This window comes from Comamonas sp. FUJ_7 (assembly GCF_057369555.1).
Genome location: NZ_JBXXZI010000001.1, coordinates 139,621 through 158,835 on the forward strand (window position 1 = coordinate 139,621; position 19,215 = coordinate 158,835).

Consider the following 19,215-nt stretch of genomic DNA (forward strand, 5'->3'; position numbering starts at 1 on the left):
CGTGAGTAGCTATGAATATTGAAACCCCTCCCTCCGAAAAGCCCTATGAAAAGCCCGAAGGTGAGCGCCGCGGCCTCATCATCATCAACACCGGCGACGGCAAGGGCAAAAGCACGGCCGCTTTTGGCCTGGCATTTCGCGCCCTGGGTCGTGGCAAGGCCGTCAAGGTCTATCAGTTCATGAAGGTGCCCACGGCCCGCTTTGGCGAGCACCGCCTGGCCGAGAAGGTGGGCCTGCCCGTTGAAGGGCTGGGCGACGGCTTTAGCTGGAAGAGCAAGGACCTGGAGCATTCCGCTCAGCTGGCACGCGATGGCTGGGAAAAGGCCAAGGCCGATATTCTCTCGGGTGAGCTGTTTCTGGTGGTGCTCGACGAGATCACCTATCCGCTGATCTACGGCTGGCTGCCGCTGCAGGATGTGCTGGACACGCTGGCTGCCCGCCCCAAGGAAGTGCATGTCTGCCTGACGGGGCGCCGCTGCCCGCAGGAAGTCATCGACATGGCTGACACGGTAACCGAGATGACCATGATCAAGCACGCCTTCAAGGCGGGTGTTCCTGCGCAGCGGGGGATAGAAGACTAGTCGCCCCCTGAGGCGCTTTGCGCCTTCCCCCTCTCTCGCTTTGCTTCGCAATGCGGGAGGGGGACGATGCCTTCGCCGCGAGGCGGCTCTTGCTCGGCATCTCTGAGTTGGGCAGGGCCAGTTTTTGTTGTTTTGACGGAGGCTGGAAAAACGCGGTGGCTGCGGGTATCTGTGAAGCCTCTGCACAGCCCCCAAAGGGCGACAATTGCGTCATGTCACAAGCACAACCATCTCCCACCATTCCTGCCACGCCTTTTACCGAGGCGGAGCGGGCGGCGGTTTACCGCGCCATTTATGAGCGTCGCGACATGCGCCACTTTTCGGGTGGGCAGGTGGGGGAGGACGTGCTGCTGCGTCTGCTGCGCGCTGCGCACCATGCGCCCAGCGTCGGCTTTATGCAGCCCTGGCGCTTTATCCGCGTCAAAAACTTGGCGCTGCGCCAGCAGATTCATGCGCTGGTGGAGCAAGAGCGCGTGCGCACCGCCCATGCGCTGGGCGAGCGCGAAGAAGACTTCATGAAGCTCAAGGTGCAGGGCGTGCTCGATGCCGCCGAAGTGCTGGTCGTCGCCATGCCGCCGGGCCGCGAAGCGCATATTTTTGGCCGCCGCACCTTGCCCGAGATGGACATTGCCAGCAGCGCCTGCGCCATTCAAAACCTCTGGCTGGCTGCGCGTGCCGAAGGGCTGGGCATGGGCTGGGTGTCGATTTTTGACCCGCTGGAGTTGGCGCAACTGCTCAAGATGCCTGAGGGCGCGCACCCGCTGGGCGTGCTGTGCCTGGGGCCGGTGGATGCTTATTACGCCGAGCCCATGCTGCAGCAGGAGAAATGGGCCAGTCGCGCCCCGCTGCAAGACATGCTGATGGATGACGTCTGGGACGACTCCCGCGTTTCAGCGGCTACAGGTCAATCACAAACCGGCACGCCGGTGAATGGCTCCGGCCAAGGAAAAGCGGGCGCATGACAGGTTTTGGCTGGACTGAGCTGATCGGTCTTTCTCTCAGTCCACTGGCCTGGTTGTATCAGGCTTTCACCGCAGAGCCGTTGGCGGCACTCAACTGGGCGCGCAATCTGCAGGCCGGTCTGCTGGCCGTGCTCGTGGCCTTGTTGCTGGACAGGCTTTGGGGTGAGCCGCCCGTGTGGCTGCACCCTGTGGTGTTGATGGGCAAGCTGCTGGGATGGGTCGGGCAGGCCATTGCACCGCGCACGGAAGTCCCAAAAGATTTCATGCGTTTTTGCCTTGCAACCATTGTCTGGACTTTGCTTGCAGCTCTGTTTTTTATAATCTATGGACTGCTGCAGTTCATGCTGGGCTTTGCCGACTGGTGGGCCTGGGGGCTGGTCATGGGGGTGCTGCTCAAGCCGCTGCTGTCCTGGCGCATGCTCAAGGATGAAGTGTTGGCCGTAGAGGCCGCCTTGCAGCAGTCTCTGCCCGCAGGGCGCGAGCGCCTGAGCTGGCTGGTCAGCCGTGACACCACGCAGCTGGATGCGGCCACCGTGCGCGAAAGCGCCATCGAGACACTGGCAGAGAACCTCAGCGATTCCGTCATTGCCCCGCTGTTCTGGTTTGCCGTGGCCGGTCTGCCCGGTGCGGCCGTCTATCGACTGGCCAATACCGCCGATGCCATGTGGGGCTACCCCGGCTGGCGTGGTCAGGGCGATAAGCGTCGCCACTGGCAATGGGCGGGTAAATGGGCGGCACGGGCCGACGATGTGCTCAACTGGATTCCGGCGCGCCTGACTGCGCTGTGGCTGGCGCTGGTGGCCGGTGGCCTGTCGTGGTCTGACTTGAAGCGCGATGCGGCGGTGACTCCTTCGCCCAATGGCGGCTGGCCCATGGGGGCCATGGCGCTGGCTTTGGGGGTGCGGCTTTCCAAACCCGGCGTCTACCAGCTCAATGCCCTGGGTAGGGCGCCCGAAGCTGCGGATTTGCAGAACTCCGTAAAATTGGCCTCTAAAGTGCTTGGAGTGCAGGTAGCGATTGCGCTGATAGCTATGGTTTTGATGGCGCTATGGATGGGGAAGCTGCTGGGTAATGTTTGATATGAAGGCCGCTGCCACGCATGGCGGCACCGATGCGCTGGGCGTGCCCGCCCATGATTTTTCGACCAATCGCAACGCCTGTGGGCCTTGCCCCACGGCGGTACGGCTGCTGCAGGCGGCCCATGTGGCGCAGTACCCCGATCCGCATTACACCGAGCTGCGCGAGCAACTGGCGGCCTTTCACGGTGTGGCGCTGCAGCGCATTGTGATGGGCGCAAGCAGCAGCGAGCTGATTCACCGCATCACCTTGCATGCCGTACGCAGCGGTGCCAAAAGCGTGCAATTTCCGCAGCATCACTATGGCGACTACCTGCAGGCGGCGCGGGTCTGGCGACTGGCGCTGCAGGGGCGTTTGGAGGCGTTGGCGGTGCCCGCTTTGAGCTGGGCCTGTGAGCCGTCCAGTCCGCTGGGTCGCGTGGAAGATATCTGGCCCGCCTGGCAGCAGGCGCCGCGTCCCAAAGAGTGGCGCTTGCTGGACTGCGCTTATCGACCGCTGTGGCTGGAGGGCGATGCTCCTGAGCGCTCCATGGATGATCTCTGGCAATTGTGGACACCCAACAAGGCTCTGGGCATGACGGGGGTGCGCGCGGCCTATGCCATTGCCCCTGAGCATGCCGCCGAGGCCGATTTGCAGGCACTGAATGCACTGGCCCCGTCCTGGGTGGTGGGATCGCACGGCGTGGCCATGCTGCAGGCCTGGGTGACGGATGAGGTGCAGCAGTGGCTGCAGCAAAGCCGCGGCACGCTGAGTCGCTGGAAGGCTCAGCAACTGGCGTTGTGCGAACGACTGGGCTGGCAGGTGTTGCCGGGCCATCAGGCCAATTATTTTGTGGCACATGTGCCGGTAGGCGATATGAGCGCAGCACTGTCTGCTTTGCGCAAGAAGGGCGTCAAGCTGCGCGATTGCGAAAGCTTTGGCTTGCCCAGTCATGTGCGCCTGGGTGTTTTGCCGCCGGTATCGCAGGCGGCGCTGGAGCAGGCCTGGAAGTCAATCCGGGAAAGCATCAAATAACCTTGCAGCCCAGACTTCATGGGCGCAAGGCGCTACTATTTCTGTCATGGACACTGAAACTCTGAAGCTGCGCTCTGTGCGGGTAGAGCGCTATGTCACGCCGCTGCGTGAAGGTGGCTCCATGCCCGCCATTGTCGAGGCCGATGACCTGGGCACCTATGTGCTCAAGTTTCGGGGAGCCGGTCAGGGCGTGCGGGCCTTGATTGCCGAGATCATCTCGGGCGGCATCGCGCGGGCACTGGGTCTGCCGGTGCCGGAGGTCGTGCTGCTGCACCTCAACGGTGACTTGGCACGCACCGAGTCCGATCCTGAGATTCAAGATCTGATTCGCGCCAGCGACGGACTGAATGTGGGGCTGGACTATCTGCCCGGCTCCATCAACTTCGACCCGGCGGTGGATGGGGTGGATGATGACTTTGCCTCACGCCTGGTGTGGTTTGACACGCTGATCAGCAATGTGGACCGCACGGCGCGCAACACCAATATGCTCATGTGCAAAAAGCAGCCCTGGCTGATCGATCATGGTGCGAGTCTGACGTTTCATCACGCCTGGAAGGGCACGGTTGCCGACCCGGCCAAGCCGTTTGCGCCCAGCAGCGAGCATGTGCTGCTGCCTCAGGCATCGAAGCTGGCAGCAGTCGATGCCGAACTGGCGGCCATGCTGACTCCCGAGGTGCTGCAAGCCATTGTTGACGAGGTGCCTGACTGTTTTCTGGAGCTGGCCGCTGCCGACAAGGATGACGATGCACTGAAAGACGTGCAGGCGCATCGCACGGCGTATGTGAATTATTTTGTGGCCCGTCTGGCGGATCGTGGTCGCTGGCTGCAAGGAGTGATCGATGCCCGCGTATGAGGTGTACGACTATGCCGTGGTACGGGTCGTGCCGCGTGTGGAGCGTGAGGAATTTGTCAACGCGGGTGTGATTCTGTCCTGCCAGCTCAGCGGTTTCTTGCAGGCGGCCATTGCGCTTGACGAGAAGCGACTGCTGGCGCTGGATCCGAATGTGGATCTGGAGGCCGTGCATAGACACCTGGGCTCCATCGTGGCGATTTGCGAGGGCCGTGCCGATGCTGGGCCGATTGCACAGTTGCCCTTGCGTGCGCGCTACCACTGGCTGACTGCCAAGCGCAGCAGCATCATTCAGACCTCGCCCTCGCACATGGGGCAGTGCACCCAGCCGGGCGAAGCGTTGCAGCGCATCATGCAGCGTGTGGTGTTGCCTTTGTCTTAACGCATATCTAGAGAGAACTGATAGATGACAGCACGTTGCATCATGGTGCTGGGCACCAGCAGTGGCGCAGGCAAAAGCTGGGTGGCCACGGCGCTGTGCGCCTACTACCGTAGCCAGGGTCTGAAGGTTGCACCCTTCAAGGCGCAGAACATGAGCAATAACGCGCGTGTTGTGGCTACGCCTGATGGAAAGTGGGGCGAAATCGGCACCGCCCAGTATCTGCAGGCATTGGCGGCAGGGGCGGTGCCCGATGTGCGCATGAATCCGTTGCTGCTCAAGCCCGAGGCTGATACGCGCAGTCAGGTCGTGCTGTTCGGCCAGGTGGATGATGAACTCAGCGCCATGCCCTGGCGCGGCCGCAGTCTGAAGGTCTGGCCGCAGATTGCGAAGGCGCTGGATGCGCTGCGGGCCGAAAACGATGTGGTGGTGATCGAGGGTGCGGGCTCTCCCGCCGAGATCAATCTACACGCCAGCGATGTGGTGAACATGCGCGTGGCCAAGCATTGCAACGCGCATTGCTTGCTGGTGTCCGATATTGACCGGGGCGGTGCCTTTGCGCACCTCTACGGCACCTGGGCGCTGTTGCCAGAGGATGAGCAACAACTCATCAAGGGCTTTGTGCTCAACAAATTTCGGGGCGATGCCGCTTTGCTGGCGCCTGCGCCGCAGATGCTGCAAGAAAAGACCGGTATTCCTACGGTGGCCTGCATTCCCATGCAGTTCCAGCATGGCCTGCCAGAAGAAGATGGCGTGTTTGATGACCGAGGCAGTACCGGGGCGGGGCAGGCTATTCACACCACGATTGCCATCGTGGCTTATCCGCGCATCAGCAATCTGGATGAATTTCAACCCCTGCTGCAAGTGCCCGGCGTGCGTGTGGTGTGGGCACGCTCGCCCGCGCCAATTACCGATGCGGATTGGGTCATCTTGCCGGGTAGCAAGGCCACGGCGGCGGACTTGGCGTGGATGAGAGAGCAAGGCCTGGATGCCGCGGTAGCTCAGCACGCCAAGGAGGGCAAGCGGGTGCTGGGCATTTGCGGTGGTCTGCAGATGCTGGGCGAAGCCCTGATTGATTTGCACGGTGTGGATGGCAATGCCGCAGGCCTGGGGCTGCTGCCGCTGGTCACCTTGTTTGCGCAAGACAAAACGGTGCAGCCCACCAAGCTGACCTTGCCCGAGCTACAGGCCCCCTGGAAGGTCTTGAGCGGAGTGCAAGCACGCGGGTATGAAATCCACCACGGACAGACCCAGTTGCGGGCCGATATGCAGGCCGGCAGCGATCAGCCAGCGCAAGAGCTGCTGCCCGGCATGCTGTGGCAAGGCGGCAATCCGGCTGTGATCGGCAGCTATCTGCATGGGCTGTTTGAAAACGCCGAAGTGGTCCACGCCCTGTTCGGCCATGCTGCGCCCAGTCTGGACCAGGTGTTTGCACGGCTGGCGCAAGGTGTGGCTCAATGGTTTGAGGCCGAATCGCTTTAATGGCAGGTGTGACTTGTAGGAAAGCTCTTTCAAGCCCATGTGCGCTAAACCGATAAGCCGCAGCCTGGAGTGAGCGCAAGCTGGCAACGCTATTCACTTTTTGGAATGGAGTTAGATATGGCTTTTTTCAAGGTTCGGACGCTTCAGTTGGCTTTGGGGGCTGTCGCCTTGTCGGTGGCGGGTCTGGCCAGTGCGCAGGTCGATCAGGCCAAACCTGCGGCAGAAGCAGCAGCAATGGATGCCGCCAGGCCTGCGATGAAAAAGCATCACCATCACCACCGCAAAGGCCCGCGTGGCATGGATGGCGGCAACTCTTCAGCGCGTGAAGCGGCTGCAGCCAAGGCGGAAGCCCAAAGAGGCAGGCTTGATGACGGCCAGGGCTTGAGCCAGTACCAGCGCAACGCCTATGCCCGCTGCAGCGTGTTCAAAACCGAGGTCGATCAGCAGGCCTGCATGGCGCGCGTCAAGGATGGTGCGGTCAGTGGCTCGGTCAAGGATGGCGGTATCTTGCGAGAAGTCACGGTGGAAGAAATCATTCGCTGATGCTTTTGCTGCATTTTCAGCTCAGGCCCTTCGGGGCCTTTTTCATGTCTGTCGTGCGCTATTGCTGAACTTGCTGTCTTGACCATGATGAAAGCGCGATACTTGCCCAATCGCAAAAACATGCCTTCTGCAACACCGGTGGTGGAGGGTATTGAGGTCTGATATACCGGCAATGACTGCAAGCATGAGTTCCGCACCCCTTTCCGAAGCCGCCTTGTCCACCATCTGGAGCTGTCCTGAGGTTCCCGATATTCACGACGAACTGCTGCAAGCCCGTGTGCAGCACCGGCTGGATGTCAAGACCAAGCCACAGGGGTCTCTGGGTGTTCTGGAGCAATTGGCGCTGCGCCTGGCCTGTATTACCGGTAGTGAGAATCCTGAACTGCAAGAACCTCAAATGGTGGTGTTTGCTGCAGACCATGGGCTGGCCGCGCAAGGTGTGTCAGCCTATCCCGTCGATGTGACTTGGCAAATGGTCGAGAACTTTCTGGCGGGTGGAGCAGCAGTCAGCGTGCTGTCGCGACAGAATGGCGTAGCGCTGAATGTCGTGGACTGCGGTGTGGCCCGTGACTTTGAAGTGCGAGAGCAAGACCCCGAGCACAAGCTGCCGCGAGACGGTGAGCCGCGACTGTGGCGGCGCAAGATCGCCTATGGAACGGCCGATTGCAGCCAAGGACCAGCGATGACAGAGCAGGAGTGCGCAATGGCTTTGCGCAACGGTGCCGAACTGATCAAAAAGCTGCCGGGCAATGCCTTGCTGCTGGGGGAGATGGGGATTGGCAATACCTCCAGTGCTTCATTGCTGCTGGCGCGCCTGTGTGGTGAGCCTGTGGAAGAAGTGACCGGAGTTGGTACGGGTCTGAATAGCGAAGGCTTGACGCGCAAGATCGCTGTGCTCAAGCAGGTGCTGGATTTTCATGCCGATGTCACTGAGCCTATGGACGCTCTGGCCGCCATGGGCGGGCTGGAAATAGCGACCATGGCTGGGGCTGTCTTGCAGGCCGCAGTCGAGCGGCGCGTGATTGTGGTCGATGGTTTCATCACGACGGCTGCCGTGCTGGTGGCCAGCCGATTGCAGCCTCATGTGCTGCAGCGCTGCGTGTATTCGCACCGCTCGGGTGAGCCTGGTCACTCGCGCATGCTGGCGCATTTGCAGGCTCAGGCCTTGCTGGACTGGCAACTGCGCCTGGGAGAGGGCTCAGGCGCTTCGCTGGCATGGCCTCTGCTGCAGTCGGCCTGCACCATGCTCAATGAGATGGCCAGTTTCGAGTCGGCGGGCGTCAGCACCAAAAGCTGATGAGGTTGTCAAAATAGATAGCTGTCAGCGCTTTATTGATAAGGGTTAAGCGCTGATTCAACCCCTTTTTCCAGCCGGGGGTGCTGGAGTCTTGGGCTTGAAGTCACAGTACTGCGAGGCTACGCACTCCCAGCAACGCGGCTTGCGTGCCTGGCAGACATAGCGGCCCAGCAGAATCAGCCAGTGGTGCGAATCCACGGCATATTCAGCGGGCACACGTTTGAGCAGCTGCTTTTCAACCTCCAGCGGGTTCTTGCCGGGGGCCAGGCCCGTGCGGTTGCTGACACGAAAGATATGCGTGTCCACCGCCATGGTGGGCTGGCCAAAGGCCACATTGAGCACCACATTGGCAGTCTTGCGGCCTACGCCAGGCAGTGCTTCCAGAGCTTCACGCGTGTCGGGGACTTTGCTGTCATGCAACTCCACCAGCATGCGGCAAGTCTCCATCAAATGCTTGGCTTTGCTGCGGTACAGGCCGATGGTCTTGATATAGCTCTCCAGCCTTTCCAGACCCAGATCCAGAATCGCCTGGGGAGTATTGGCGACCGGAAACAGCTTGCGCGTGGCCTTGTTGACGCCGACGTCGGTGGCTTGTGCCGACAGCAAAACTGCGGTGAGAAGCTCAAAGACAGTGGTGTATTCAAGCTCGGTCTGAGGAGTGGGGTTGGCGGCCTTGAGAACGGCAAAAAACGGCGCTATATCGCTTTTCTTCATGGCGCTATTGTGGCCCGTGGTCGCGGCGCTTGAAAAAGAAAAGCCGCTGCATTGTGCAGCGGCTCAGGTCTTCGAGGAAGCAGGATCAGGGATCCAGGTTATAGCTGAGCACCAGGCTGTAGCGCATCTTGCGATCAGGGTTGTAGATGGAGTGATCACCCAGTGGCTTGCTCATGGCGACATCCAGCGCGTAGTGGCGGTTGTCGGAGACCCGCAGACCCAAGCTGGCTGAGCGCAGCGTGTTGCCCTTGATGCCGCTGGTCTGATGCTTGGTGCGAGCCCACTCATACAGCACATAAGGCTCTACAGACTTGATCCATGCCTGATTGAGCGGGTGCTGGTAGTTCAGCTCTGCACTGGCCCCCATGCCGGAGTCTCCCGAGAACTCACCCGCTTGGTAGCCTCTGCCATAGCGGGTCGAGCCAAACGAGATTTTTTCAGGCGTGGGCAGAATGTCGCCGCTGTATTGCCCGCTTACTGCAAAGGCAGCGCCCATTTTGTTGGCAAAGCGGTGGCGCTGAGAGTAATCCCCTGTGATGCGGGTGAAATCCAGCTTTGCGGGATTGACCAGCGGGTAGAGCTGGCTGCCCACGAGTAGATCCGTGTTTTTATAGGCTCCCATGCTGTTCAGCCCACGAGCCAGTAGCACCGATGCCGAGCGCACGGTATTGGGGCCAAAAGAGCTCCACGCCATTTGTGCGTAGAGCGTGCGCACATCTTCCTTGCGTAGCAAAGAAACTTGGCTGTCGGCCAGCTCACGGCTGTAATCAATGGCATACAGACCCGCCGTTGTGATGAGCTGGTTGGTGTTGCTCAAAATCCACGGGTAGCTGAGATTGAAGTCGAGCTTGCGTTGCTGAGTCAGGTCATCAATGCCCGGCGTGCGCGTGGCGGGTGGGTTGAAGCTTCGATAGTCGGAGTAGCTGAGCCGTGCCTGCGTGCCTTGCGCAGAGAGTTGCTGGGTGAAACCAATGGTGGCAAAACGCTCCTTATCGGGGTTCTCCAGCATGGCCGATGCCTGCAGTTGGCTGCCTGACCACAGAGGATCGTTCAGCGTGACCGAGGCAATCAGGCGTGGTGTGGGTTTGCGTGCTTCGCCTCCAAGAGTGAAAGCAACCGGTTTGTGCTTGGATTTGATGACCAGAGGCACGGCGCCATCCGTGGTCGTTGGCAGGCTGGCCGAAGCCGTGATCTGAACACCTGGCAGCCTTGCCATAAGCTGGGTTTGCTTTTGAAAAGTCTTGGCGGTCAGCGGCCTTTCGTTGAGCAGGGGCTGAGCCAGCTCACGCAACAGGTCTTCGGACCGGCCGAAATTGCCTTCAAGGTTCAGGCTCTGTACATAGCCTTCTACGACGATAACCTGCACTGTGCCATTGGCAAAGTCTTGTGGGGGCAGGTAGGCAAAGGACAGTGCATAGCCATGACGCTGATACAGCTCACTGACTTTCTGCGTGGCCACATTCAGCTCACCCACCGTGTGAGTGCCGTTGATGAACGGAGTGAAGAGCGCACTGACCTCTTCAAAAGGAATCGCCGTACTGCCCTGTACGTTGACGCCGCGCACGTTGAGACGTTGATTGACGATGTCCTGGGGGCTGGTCTGTGGCTGCTCTATCTGTATCTGTACCTCTTGCTGATGGGGCAACAGATGTTTGGCAGATTCGGGTGTCTGGGGAAGGCTGTTGAGCGGATTACCTGTAGGCTGAGCCCAGGACCAAGATGAAAGTGCGGCAAGTGCAACTGCCTGAGCCGCGACGCTTAACTGACGCTGGGCTTTTAGGCGTTGTGTTTTTGCTGTTGACTGCAAAAGTCCCTCCTGTTCTCTTTTTATGTTTCTCATTGTTCCTTACATCTTCACAGCTGTGTATGAGGATGTCGTAAAAAAGCCCGCCAGAACGCGGGCCCGGCTCACGCGGTTTCAGCTTTCACCGCCGTGGGCTGTTTATTATTTGCTGGTGGCAACAGTGCCGCCCAGTCCACCTAGTAGGCCTCCCAGAAGACCGCCAGACCCAGTGGCTGTTGCGCCGCCGGTTGCGCCTGCTCCCGCGGTCGCACCACCGGAGAGGCCGCCAGTTACACCACCAAGTACGCCACCGACCAAACCTGTCACTGCACCAACAGTATTGCCGACCAGACCAGTGACTGCGCCACCTGTTGCACCTGCAGAGCCACCGACTGTGACGCTACCGCCGACGGTGCCGCCAACAGCACCGCCAGTTGCGCCGCCCAAGCCACCGACAAGACCGGTGACGCTGCCGAGAACGCCGCCGACCAGGTTACCCGCGCCGCCAGCGCCTGCAGAGCCGCCCGAACTGCCACCTCCTGCAACTCCGCCTGTGACGCCTCCAACCAGACCTGTGGCCGTACTCAGCACACCGCCTACCAGGTTGCCTGCACCGGCCGATCCATTGGCGCCGCCGGTGACATTGCCAAGCACGCCGCCCAGCAGACCACCGTTAACACCTGTACCTGTGGGTACGCCTGCGACAACCCCGCCCAGGCCCGCTACAGTCTGTCCAACTCCGGAGACTACGCCGCCCAGAGGCGCAACAATGGGGACACCTGTACCGGTCACTGCGGCTCCCACATGGTTGACAACGCCGCCTACGGTGCCCAGAAGATTGTTGACGGGCTGAGCCAGGCCAGCAGTTTGAACCAGGTTCTGGGTCGTACCCAAAACGGTGCTTAGCACTGGCGTGACAACCTGCCCGACCTGAGTGGTCAGACCGGTGACCAGCTGGTTATTGGTCAAATGGGCTACGGTGCCTTCGAGGCCGGAGATGGTTGTGCCCAGAACTTGCACCGTGCCGCCAGCCAGACCGGCTACATCACCGACAAGGCCCAGTTGAGGTTTGTCAAGAGCACTGACGGTCTGGCCTGCGGCTCCGACTGCTCCCCCCAGAAAACCAACGGCTGGTGCAACGCCCTGCAAAGTGGTACCCACGGGGTCGGCTGTATTGCCGATTTGTCCCAGGCCTGCACTGACACCGCCGCCTACGCTGTTGACCGCATTGTTGACATTGCCAAGAATGCCGCTAGCTGGCTGAGCTACGCCGCTCAATGGCGTGCCATTGGTGGCGGAGCCCAGAACAGAAGTGACTACCGAGTTGACATCCGCGATGACGCCCGTGGCACTGCCTACGGTGCCTGTGACATCCGCTACCGTGTCTCGTACAGGAGTAAGAGGAGTGATTACTGGAGATGGATTGCTTCCGTTGCCGCCGCCTCCATTACCGCCACCACCATTACCGCCACCACCATTACCGCCACCACCATTACCGCCACCGCCGCCGTTGTTACCTCCACCACCTACGATGACACCGCCGCCGCCTCCTGCGCCGCCGTTAGTGCCGCCACTACCGACAATGTCGCCTCCACCAGTGCCTCCAGGCCCCAGGTCACTGCGCAAAGAGCCGCTGGAGCCACAGGCTGCCAAGCTGGCAATCAGTGCTACGGCGCACAGACTGCGCAGGCTCAACGCGCTCTTGTCGGCAATCGCGGCAGACAATGCCTTGCTGTTGAAAGTAGTAGTACGCATAAATCCTCCATCCCAAAAACTAGTGAAAAAAATCCGTTGACTACGCGGTCTGTGGATAGGTAGGTGTATGTTCTTGGCAGAGGCTTGGCACTGTCCAATTCATAGTTTGAGACACGAAGCTGTACATAATTAACAATATCTATCAACTTTAAGAAGTTGGTAGGAGTTTGATTACTGCGAAGCTGGAATAGCTCCTACAAAAAGACATTTCTCCCCTCTGGTGGGCTTGCGCGCGCCACAATGGGCGTTTGCCGCTCAAGCAGCGACGAGATTTCTTTAGCGCCTTAATCCAAAAAACGTATGCAATTTGCCAATCGACTCAATAACGTAGAAACCTCTGCGATTCGTGAACTGTTCAAACTGCTTGGCAAGCCCGGCATCATCAGCTTTGCGGGTGGCTTTCCGGACAGCGCCATGTTTGACGTGGCTGGCATCAGCGCCGCTTCTGCCAAGGCTCTGGAGCAAGAGGCTGGCGCTGCATTGCAGTACGGAGCAACCGAGGGCTACCAGCCATTGCGCGAGCAGCTCTCGACGTTCATGGCCAGCAAGGGCGTTCCCGATGTGGCCCCCGAGCAGCTCATCGTCACCACCGGCAGCCAGCAGGCGCTGGACTTGCTGGGCAAGACCATGGTGGGCGAGGGTGACAAGGTCATCGTTGAAGGCCCCACCTTTCTGGCCACGATTCAGTGCTTTCGCCTGTATGGCGCAGAAGTGATCTCGGCGCCTGTGGATGAGCATGGAGTCAAGACCGACGAGCTGGAAAAGCTGATTGCCGAGCACAAGCCCAAGCTGGTCTATCTGATTCCCACTTTCGGCAACCCCAGCGGTGCCATGCTGAGCCTGGAGCGCCGCAATAAGGTGCTGGAGCTGGCAGTGAAGTACCAGACCCTGGTGGTGGAAGACGATCCCTACGGCGACCTGTACTTTGACGCCGCGCCGCCTGCCAGCCTGCTGTCGCTGAGCCGCGAAGTGCAGGGCAGCCGTGAATGGCTGGCGCATTGTGGCTCGCTGTCCAAGGTGCTCAGCCCCGGCCTGCGTATTGGCTGGCTGATTGCCCAGCCCGAGCTGCTGGCCCGCGCTGTGATGTGCAAGCAGTTCAGCGACGCCCACACTAGCACCTTTGCGCAGGCCACAGCCGCCCAGTATCTGAAGTCCGGTGTCATGCCCAAAACCCTGGCCCATGTGCGCGAGGTCTATGCCCAGCGTGCCAAGGCCATGGGCGATGCGCTGCGCGAGCAGCTCGGCGATGCCATTGAGTTTGTGCAGCCCGCCGGTGGCCTGTTCATGTGGGTGCGTCTGACGGGCGCGCGCGGTCAGCTGGCTGATGCCGGTGAGCTGGCGAAGCGAGCCATCGAGCAAGGTGTGGCCTTTGTGCCCGGCGCACCTTTTTATGCGCAGAACCCGGACAACGCCACCTTCCGCCTGTCGTTTGCCACGGCCGACGAGGACAAGATCCGCGAAGGGATTACACGCTTGGCAAAAGCACTCAAGGGCTGAATATGAGGGATGAGCAAGAAGCGCTGCAAGAGCGAATCATGGAGCTGGAGATCAAAGCCAGCTATACCGAGGATTTGCTTGAGCAGCTCAATATGACGGTTTATCGTCAACAGCAGCAAATTGACTTGCTGATCAACGAGGTGCGAGAGCTCAAGCGTCAGGCACCAGAAGGTGGGGGCGCTGCAGTTCGCAACCTGCGCGATGAATTGCCGCCGCATTACTGACAGGCACTTGGATCCTTCCAATAAAAAGGCCGAAGCGAAAGCTCCGGCCTTTTTGCACCCTATCCGCGTCAGACTGTCAGCAACTCAAGGCAGGCCATGGGCGAAATGCTATGAACTTTGGCGTCACTCCAGCGGTGTGCTGGCAATGTTTTTCATCTTGCCCATGAAGAGCCGGGTAAAGAAAGCGGCCATGACGATGATCAGCACAATCACGGCCAGACTCATCAGTCCATAGTCGGTGGAAAAGAGATCAATCATCAGCTTCATAAGGCCTCCCGGTTGAATTGCTCTCACTATGGCCGCCGGGAGGGCTCGAGGGATTGCGTTGCATCAAACCGTGGCGTTGGCGGGTTTGCGCTGGAGCAATCAGCCTGCACTTATCGTCAATCAGAGTGGATTGGGCAGCGCAAAAGCGCTGAAACAGTTTCGATAGCGATGTGAGAGATGCCTGGAATGCCTTCAAGTCACAACAGAGCTGACTTTTGTGCATGAAAATAGCCGCTGAGAACGCCCGCGGATTTTGAGGACACCATGAGCATCTGGTCCATTGACGCCCAGACCGTTACCCACAGCATTCAACTGGCTGTAGCACCGGTTTTTTTTCTGACAGCCGTGGCCGGCATGATCGGCTCTGTCGCCGGGCGATTGGCCCGCATCATCGACAGAGCCCGCAAGCTTGAGGAAAGCCTGCGTACCTTGGACGATCATGACCTGATTGCCCGTTACCTGAAGGAGTTGCACTTTCTGCGCGAGCGTGGGCGACTGGCGAATGTCTCCATTGGCTTGCTCACCATGTGCGGCATGTGCATTGGCCTGACCATCGTCTTGCTGTTTGTCGGGGAAGCTTATGGCGTCAGCGGTCAGCGTTATGCCGTATTCAGCTTTTTGCTGGGGGTGCTGGCCTTTGTGCTGGCCCTGTGCTGTTTTCTCTGGGAAACCATCATGGCCACGCGCATTCTGGACTTTCACATGCTCAGCCAGGCCAAGGCTGCAGTGCGTCATGTGACGGATGATTCCAATCCCGTCTAGAGAAAAACATATAAAAAGTGCCTCAAGCCCTTATCTGGTAAGCGCTGATAGCTATCTTTATTTACATTGGCTCTAACCAAGCAGCTGCAGCCTGAATGACGCAGTCCGTCAGTCGTTGAAGGCTTTGCTGCGCGCTGCGGGTATGGCACCAGTACATGGGAATGTAGATGTCTCGCTCGGGTGCCAGCTCCAGCAGCGTGCCTTGCCGCAGCTGTGACTCGATCAGCTGCACGGCATGCACGCCCCAGCCCATGCCCAGCTCCAGAGCGCGCGTATAGCCTTGCAGCGAGGGCAGAAAGTGGCGCACGGCGTTGCGTCTGCCGTCCACGCCCAGTTGCTGCAGCCAGACATCCTGAAGGCTGTCCTTGCGCCCGTAGCACATCATGGGTGCACGAGCCATGGTCTTCGCACTGATACCCTGCGGCAGGTGGCGTGCAATGAACCCGGGGCTGGCGACGGCCACATAGCGCATGCGCCCCAGCGGCCAGGTATTGCAGCCTGTGATGGCGGTTCCGGTGGCGGTAACAGCGGCCATGACTTCACCTTCCTTGAGGCGCTTGGCCGTGTGGTCCTGATCGTCAATGCTGATGTCCAGCAGCTCGTTGCCGTCCTGTGTGAAGGCTGCCATGGCATCCATGAACCAGATGGAAAGGGAGTCGGCATTCACCGCCAGCTTGAGAGAAGGGGGCGTGGCCTGTCCTTCGGGAACCAGTTCCGGGTTCTTGCGGCGCAAGTCGTTTTCAAGCAGGGCCACTTGTTCGACATGCAGACAAAGGCGTCGGCCAGCCTCCGTACCCGTGCAGGGATTGCCGCGCAGCACCAGTACTTGGCCGACGCGCTCCTCCAGCAGTTTGATGCGCTGTGAAACGGCAGACGGCGTGACATGAAGCTTGCGCGCTGCACGCTCGAAGCTGCCCTCACGCATCACGGCGGCCAGGGCTTCCAGACCTGCGTAGTCAAACATTAGAAACTCTTCATCAAGTTGAGTAAATGTAATTTTACTTAAGTGATGTGCCGCCGCAGAATCCGTGCCGCTGAAGAGAGTTCAAAGAGGTAGGCCATGGACACAACAACTAATTTCTATTCCGCCTGGATTGCAGGCTTTACGGTGTGCGCTTCGCTCATTGCATCGATTGGTGCCCAGAATCTTTATGTGCTGCGCCAGGCTGTGCAAGGCAAGCATGTGAAGTCCTGCGTGGCGCTGTGTGTGCTCAGTGATGCTTTGCTGGTGGCCCTGGGGGTGGCGGGCATGGCGCAAATGCTGGCCCGTTACCCGTCACTGGCGCAGTATCTGACGCTGGGCGGCGCGGCTTTCTTGTTGGCGTATGGACTGTTTGCATTCCGGCGTATGTGGCTGGCATCCGATGCCGCCATGGACGCACAAGAGCCGCAGAGCGCTCCACGCGGAATGATGAGTGTGCTGGCTGCCCTGGCCGCAATCACCTTGCTCAACCCCCATGTCTATCTGGATACGGTGCTGCTAATGGGCTCTATCGGTGCGCAACAAGAGGGAGCGGGCCGCTGGTCCTATGTGATTGGGGCGGCATCGGCCAGTTGCCTTTGGTTTGTGCTGCTGGCTTTGGCTGGGCGACGGTTGCGGCATTGTTTTGCCAATCCCAGAGCCTGGCAAGTCATGGACGGCATTACCGGAGTGATGATGCTGGGGCTGGCCTGGTGGGTGGCAAGCAGCGCCTGGGCTATGGAAATCTGAGCAGGAGTTCGGACAAGCGCTGGCGCTGGGGTCAGCTTGCCGCGGTCTGCTCCCACAGGCCCACAGCCTCGATCAGGTTCCAGCTATTGCACTCAATGCGGTAAAACCGCGTTATCCCGGTTTTCTGGCTCTGTCCCTCAAGTGCCACCATGTGCTTGCCGTGGCGCTGGGCCTGGGAGAGGGGGCGAATCTTGTCGTAGTTGTGCTGCTCTGCAATATCGCCGCGAAAAGAGATCGTCACTTGCTCGCGCCTTGAGTAGTAGTCCTGGGCATATTTTTCCTTGGTTCGCTCGGCGATCAGTGCAGCCATGTCGGGCGAGGTGCTGGAAGGGATGCCCATCATGTCTCCTGCAAAGTGGACGGGGTATGCATTTCGAAATAGGAATGCGTCTGATGTGATTGTTGTATTTTGTTTCTTGCGCTGCCAGTGCCCGAGCAAGGGGCAGCAAGCCGGTATGCGCGGCGTCAAGGCTGGGTCAAGCTGGCGGCTCGCTGTGCAGAAACTTCAAATGGGCATTTGCAGTCCTGTCTTGACGCGCTCCAGCGCAATCGAGGTGCTGTAGCGGCGAATGTTGTCATCTCCTTCAAAGAGACGCCGACAGATCGCTTGGTAGTCCTCCATGTCGGTGGCGGTGACGATGAGGATGTAATCGGTCTCGCCCGTGACATAAAAGCATTGCTGCACGGCAGCTTCGGCGCTGATGCGCGCCTTGAAGTCACGTGACAGGTCTGGCCTGTCATTGACCAGTTGCACGGTGATGATGGCTGTCAGCGTGCGGCCAATATGTCCGGGCTCCAGCACGGCCACATTGGCGGAAATCACCCCGGTTTCCTGCAGGCGTTTTATGCGCCGTTGCACGGCAGGCGCCGACAGATTGATGTGCTCGGCAATCAGGCGCTGAGGCATGAGGTTGTCGCGCTGCAGTAGGGCAAGAATGGCGCGGTCGAAGGAGTCCAGGTCGGCAACAGGCATGGTGATGGGGCATTGAGAGCGAAACTTGCAGATTCCATACGGAAAATGAGCAAATTCAACGGGTGATGTGCAATATCGTATCCACCTATGTCAAAAAATAGTTGGAATCATTGGTGGCCGGTGCTGGCTGTGTTGGGGTCGGTGACAGCGCTGGGTGTCGGTACCTCGCTGGCCAAGCAGCTGTTCCCTGTGGTCGGAGCGCAGGGGACATCGGCCTTGCGCGTGGGTTTTGCAGCCTTGATTCTGGTGTGTATCTGGCGTCCCTGGCGCTGGCCGCTCAACCGCCAAAACGCACTGGCCTTGCTCGCTTTTGGCGCGGCCCTTGGCGGTATGAATCTGATGTTCTACATGGCGCTGCGTGATATTCCCTTTGGCCTGGCCGTGGCCATTGAGTTTTCCGGGCCACTGGCCGTGGCCATTTATTACTCGCGCCGGGCCGTGGATTTTGTCTGGCTGGTGCTGGCGGTCATCGGTCTTGCCATGATCTTGCCGCTGGGCGTGCACTCTCAGGGCGTACACCTGTCTGCTGTAGGTATTGCCTGCGCGCTGGGCGCGGCGATCTGCTGGGCTTTGTACATCGTGCTCGGACGCAGACTGGGCCATATTCCCAGCGGTCAGGCCGTTTCTCTGGGATTGTTGTGCGCAGCCCTGGTGGTGGTGCCATTTGGTGTGGCTGAAGCGGGGGCCAAGCTGCTGACACCATCCATCTTGCTGTTCGGGCTGATGGTGGCTGCCATCTCCAGTGCCTTGCCCTACACGCTGGAGATGATGGCTTTGCGCCGCCTTCCTCCGGCTACCTTTGGCATTGCGCTCGCTACCGAGCCAGCCATCGCTGCACTGATGGGCATGCTGCTGCTGAGCGAGAACCTCAGCACTATGCAGTGGGCTGCCATCGCCTGCATCATGGCGGCTGCCATGGGCAGCGCCATGACACGAGGGACTGTCAAACGCGTTGTGCAGGATGCATCGACAGCGAGTGCTGGATAAATGGATGCTATTAAAAACAGTGCAGCTAGCGCTTGCTAACTAATGATTTGGGTAAATATTGCTAGTGAATAACCCTTGAGGCATGCGTTGTCAGCTCTTGTTTTTGTAGCTTCTGTCCTGCAAAGCGCTACTCCGGTAGCGCTTTTTTTATGTCCTGTTCAGGCATGAGGCGCAGCGGTTTTGTCCTGGTTTTCGCTCACCGGAAAACTTCAGTGCTGGCAGACACATACGGCGTTCTGAGCGCTGCGTTGGCAGCGATAAAAACGGTTTGGAAGCGGGGTTTTTCAATGCAGAAAACGCCATGCTTTGAGTGCAGCTTGCGCAGCAAATTTGTAGGAATGTCGGCCTGTTCAAATC

The 19,215-nt window shown here is 59.5% G+C and carries 21 protein-coding genes; 14 read left to right on the top strand and 7 right to left on the bottom strand.

Annotated elements, in window-relative coordinates:
• Positions 1 to 11 precede the first annotated feature (11 nt).
• The 9 genes from cobO to cobT all read left to right on the top strand — a co-directional run bounded on the left by cobO (position 12) and on the right by cobT (position 8,185).
• Complete coding sequence (gene cobO, locus AC2I9W_RS00680; RefSeq protein ID WP_486408168.1) at positions 12 to 581, top strand: cob(I)yrinic acid a,c-diamide adenosyltransferase; 570 nt, start codon at positions 12 to 14, stop codon at positions 579 to 581.
• A gap of 212 nt (positions 582 to 793) precedes the next feature.
• Complete coding sequence (gene bluB / locus AC2I9W_RS00685; RefSeq protein WP_486408169.1) at positions 794 to 1,543, top strand: 5,6-dimethylbenzimidazole synthase; 750 nt, start codon at positions 794 to 796, stop codon at positions 1,541 to 1,543.
• Positions 1,540 to 2,622 carry an adenosylcobinamide-phosphate synthase CbiB gene (cbiB, locus tag AC2I9W_RS00690; RefSeq protein ID WP_486408170.1) on the top strand — a complete coding sequence of 361 codons (1,083 nt, stop codon included), beginning with the start codon at positions 1,540 to 1,542 and terminating at the stop codon, positions 2,620 to 2,622. The genes bluB and cbiB overlap by 4 nt, the downstream gene beginning before the upstream one ends.
• A complete protein-coding gene (locus tag AC2I9W_RS00695; RefSeq protein ID WP_486408171.1) occupies positions 2,615 to 3,634 on the top strand; it encodes an aminotransferase class I/II-fold pyridoxal phosphate-dependent enzyme in 1,020 nt (339 codons plus the stop codon). The genes cbiB and AC2I9W_RS00695 overlap by 8 nt, the downstream gene beginning before the upstream one ends.
• Positions 3,635 to 3,680: 46 nt before the next feature.
• On the top strand, positions 3,681 to 4,487 hold the full coding sequence (locus AC2I9W_RS00700) for a HipA family kinase (RefSeq protein ID WP_486408172.1): 807 nt from the start codon (positions 3,681 to 3,683) through the stop codon (positions 4,485 to 4,487).
• Entirely contained in the window at positions 4,474 to 4,866 is a 393-nt protein-coding gene (locus tag AC2I9W_RS00705) for a DUF3037 domain-containing protein (RefSeq protein WP_486408173.1), read from the top strand. The genes AC2I9W_RS00700 and AC2I9W_RS00705 overlap by 14 nt, the downstream gene beginning before the upstream one ends.
• A 24-nt stretch (positions 4,867 to 4,890) precedes the next feature.
• On the top strand, positions 4,891 to 6,345 hold the full coding sequence (locus AC2I9W_RS00710) for a cobyric acid synthase (protein WP_486408174.1): 1,455 nt from the start codon (positions 4,891 to 4,893) through the stop codon (positions 6,343 to 6,345).
• Positions 6,346 to 6,462: 117 nt separating this feature from the next.
• Positions 6,463 to 6,888, top strand: a complete 426-nt coding sequence (locus AC2I9W_RS00715; RefSeq protein WP_486408175.1) for a hypothetical protein — start codon at positions 6,463 to 6,465, stop codon at positions 6,886 to 6,888.
• 184 nt (positions 6,889 to 7,072) lie between these two features.
• Complete coding sequence (gene cobT, locus AC2I9W_RS00720) at positions 7,073 to 8,185, top strand: nicotinate-nucleotide--dimethylbenzimidazole phosphoribosyltransferase (protein WP_486408176.1); 1,113 nt, start codon at positions 7,073 to 7,075, stop codon at positions 8,183 to 8,185.
• A 57-nt stretch (positions 8,186 to 8,242) separates the two neighbouring features.
• On the opposite strand, the gene nth is transcribed toward cobT, so the two are convergent.
• From nth to AC2I9W_RS00735, 3 genes are all read right to left on the bottom strand, one after another.
• The gene (gene nth / locus AC2I9W_RS00725; protein ID WP_486408177.1) at positions 8,243 to 8,899 is read right to left on the bottom strand and encodes an endonuclease III; all 657 of its coding nucleotides are present in this window, start codon (positions 8,897 to 8,899) and stop codon (positions 8,243 to 8,245) included.
• A gap of 85 nt (positions 8,900 to 8,984) precedes the next feature.
• Positions 8,985 to 10,544 (bottom strand): ShlB/FhaC/HecB family hemolysin secretion/activation protein, encoded by a 1,560-nt coding sequence (locus AC2I9W_RS00730; protein ID WP_486408178.1) that lies wholly within the window; start codon positions 10,542 to 10,544, stop codon positions 8,985 to 8,987.
• A gap of 300 nt (positions 10,545 to 10,844) precedes the next feature.
• Complete coding sequence (locus AC2I9W_RS00735) at positions 10,845 to 12,437, bottom strand: collagen-like triple helix repeat-containing protein (protein WP_486408179.1); 1,593 nt, start codon at positions 12,435 to 12,437, stop codon at positions 10,845 to 10,847.
• Positions 12,438 to 12,737: 300 nt separating this feature from the next.
• On the opposite strand from AC2I9W_RS00735, the gene AC2I9W_RS00740 reads away from it, so the two are divergent.
• A complete protein-coding gene (locus AC2I9W_RS00740) occupies positions 12,738 to 13,934 on the top strand; it encodes an aminotransferase-like domain-containing protein (protein ID WP_486408180.1) in 1,197 nt (398 codons plus the stop codon).
• Positions 13,935 to 13,936: 2 nt separating this feature from the next.
• Complete coding sequence (locus AC2I9W_RS00745; RefSeq protein WP_486408181.1) at positions 13,937 to 14,158, top strand: SlyX family protein; 222 nt, start codon at positions 13,937 to 13,939, stop codon at positions 14,156 to 14,158.
• Between the two features lie 123 nt (positions 14,159 to 14,281).
• On the opposite strand, the gene AC2I9W_RS00750 is transcribed toward AC2I9W_RS00745, so the two are convergent.
• A complete protein-coding gene (locus AC2I9W_RS00750) occupies positions 14,282 to 14,425 on the bottom strand; it encodes a DUF3149 domain-containing protein (protein ID WP_158391042.1) in 144 nt (47 codons plus the stop codon).
• 264 nt (positions 14,426 to 14,689) lie between these two features.
• Between AC2I9W_RS00750 and AC2I9W_RS00755 the strand changes: the two genes are divergently transcribed.
• Positions 14,690 to 15,187 (top strand): DUF2721 domain-containing protein, encoded by a 498-nt coding sequence (locus tag AC2I9W_RS00755; RefSeq protein ID WP_486408182.1) that lies wholly within the window; start codon positions 14,690 to 14,692, stop codon positions 15,185 to 15,187.
• 61 nt (positions 15,188 to 15,248) lie between these two features.
• Here the strand turns inward: AC2I9W_RS00755 and AC2I9W_RS00760 are convergent, their stop codons facing one another.
• Positions 15,249 to 16,151 carry an HTH-type transcriptional regulator ArgP gene (locus AC2I9W_RS00760; RefSeq protein ID WP_486408183.1) on the bottom strand — a complete coding sequence of 301 codons (903 nt, stop codon included), beginning with the start codon at positions 16,149 to 16,151 and terminating at the stop codon, positions 15,249 to 15,251.
• Positions 16,152 to 16,247: 96 nt separating this feature from the next.
• Between AC2I9W_RS00760 and AC2I9W_RS00765 the strand changes: the two genes are divergently transcribed.
• Entirely contained in the window at positions 16,248 to 16,898 is a 651-nt protein-coding gene (locus AC2I9W_RS00765; RefSeq protein WP_486408184.1) for a LysE/ArgO family amino acid transporter, read from the top strand.
• A 31-nt stretch (positions 16,899 to 16,929) separates the two neighbouring features.
• Here AC2I9W_RS00765 and AC2I9W_RS00770 read toward each other — a convergent pair whose 3' ends face one another.
• Both AC2I9W_RS00770 and AC2I9W_RS00775 read right to left on the bottom strand, forming a co-directional pair.
• Entirely contained in the window at positions 16,930 to 17,238 is a 309-nt protein-coding gene (locus AC2I9W_RS00770) for a hypothetical protein (RefSeq protein WP_486408185.1), read from the bottom strand.
• Between the two features lie 165 nt (positions 17,239 to 17,403).
• On the bottom strand, positions 17,404 to 17,871 hold the full coding sequence (locus tag AC2I9W_RS00775) for an Lrp/AsnC family transcriptional regulator (RefSeq protein ID WP_158391047.1): 468 nt from the start codon (positions 17,869 to 17,871) through the stop codon (positions 17,404 to 17,406).
• Between the two features lie 87 nt (positions 17,872 to 17,958).
• Between AC2I9W_RS00775 and AC2I9W_RS00780 the strand changes: the two genes are divergently transcribed.
• Complete coding sequence (locus tag AC2I9W_RS00780) at positions 17,959 to 18,858, top strand: EamA family transporter (protein WP_486408186.1); 900 nt, start codon at positions 17,959 to 17,961, stop codon at positions 18,856 to 18,858.
• The last annotated feature ends 357 nt before the right edge of the window (positions 18,859 to 19,215 follow it).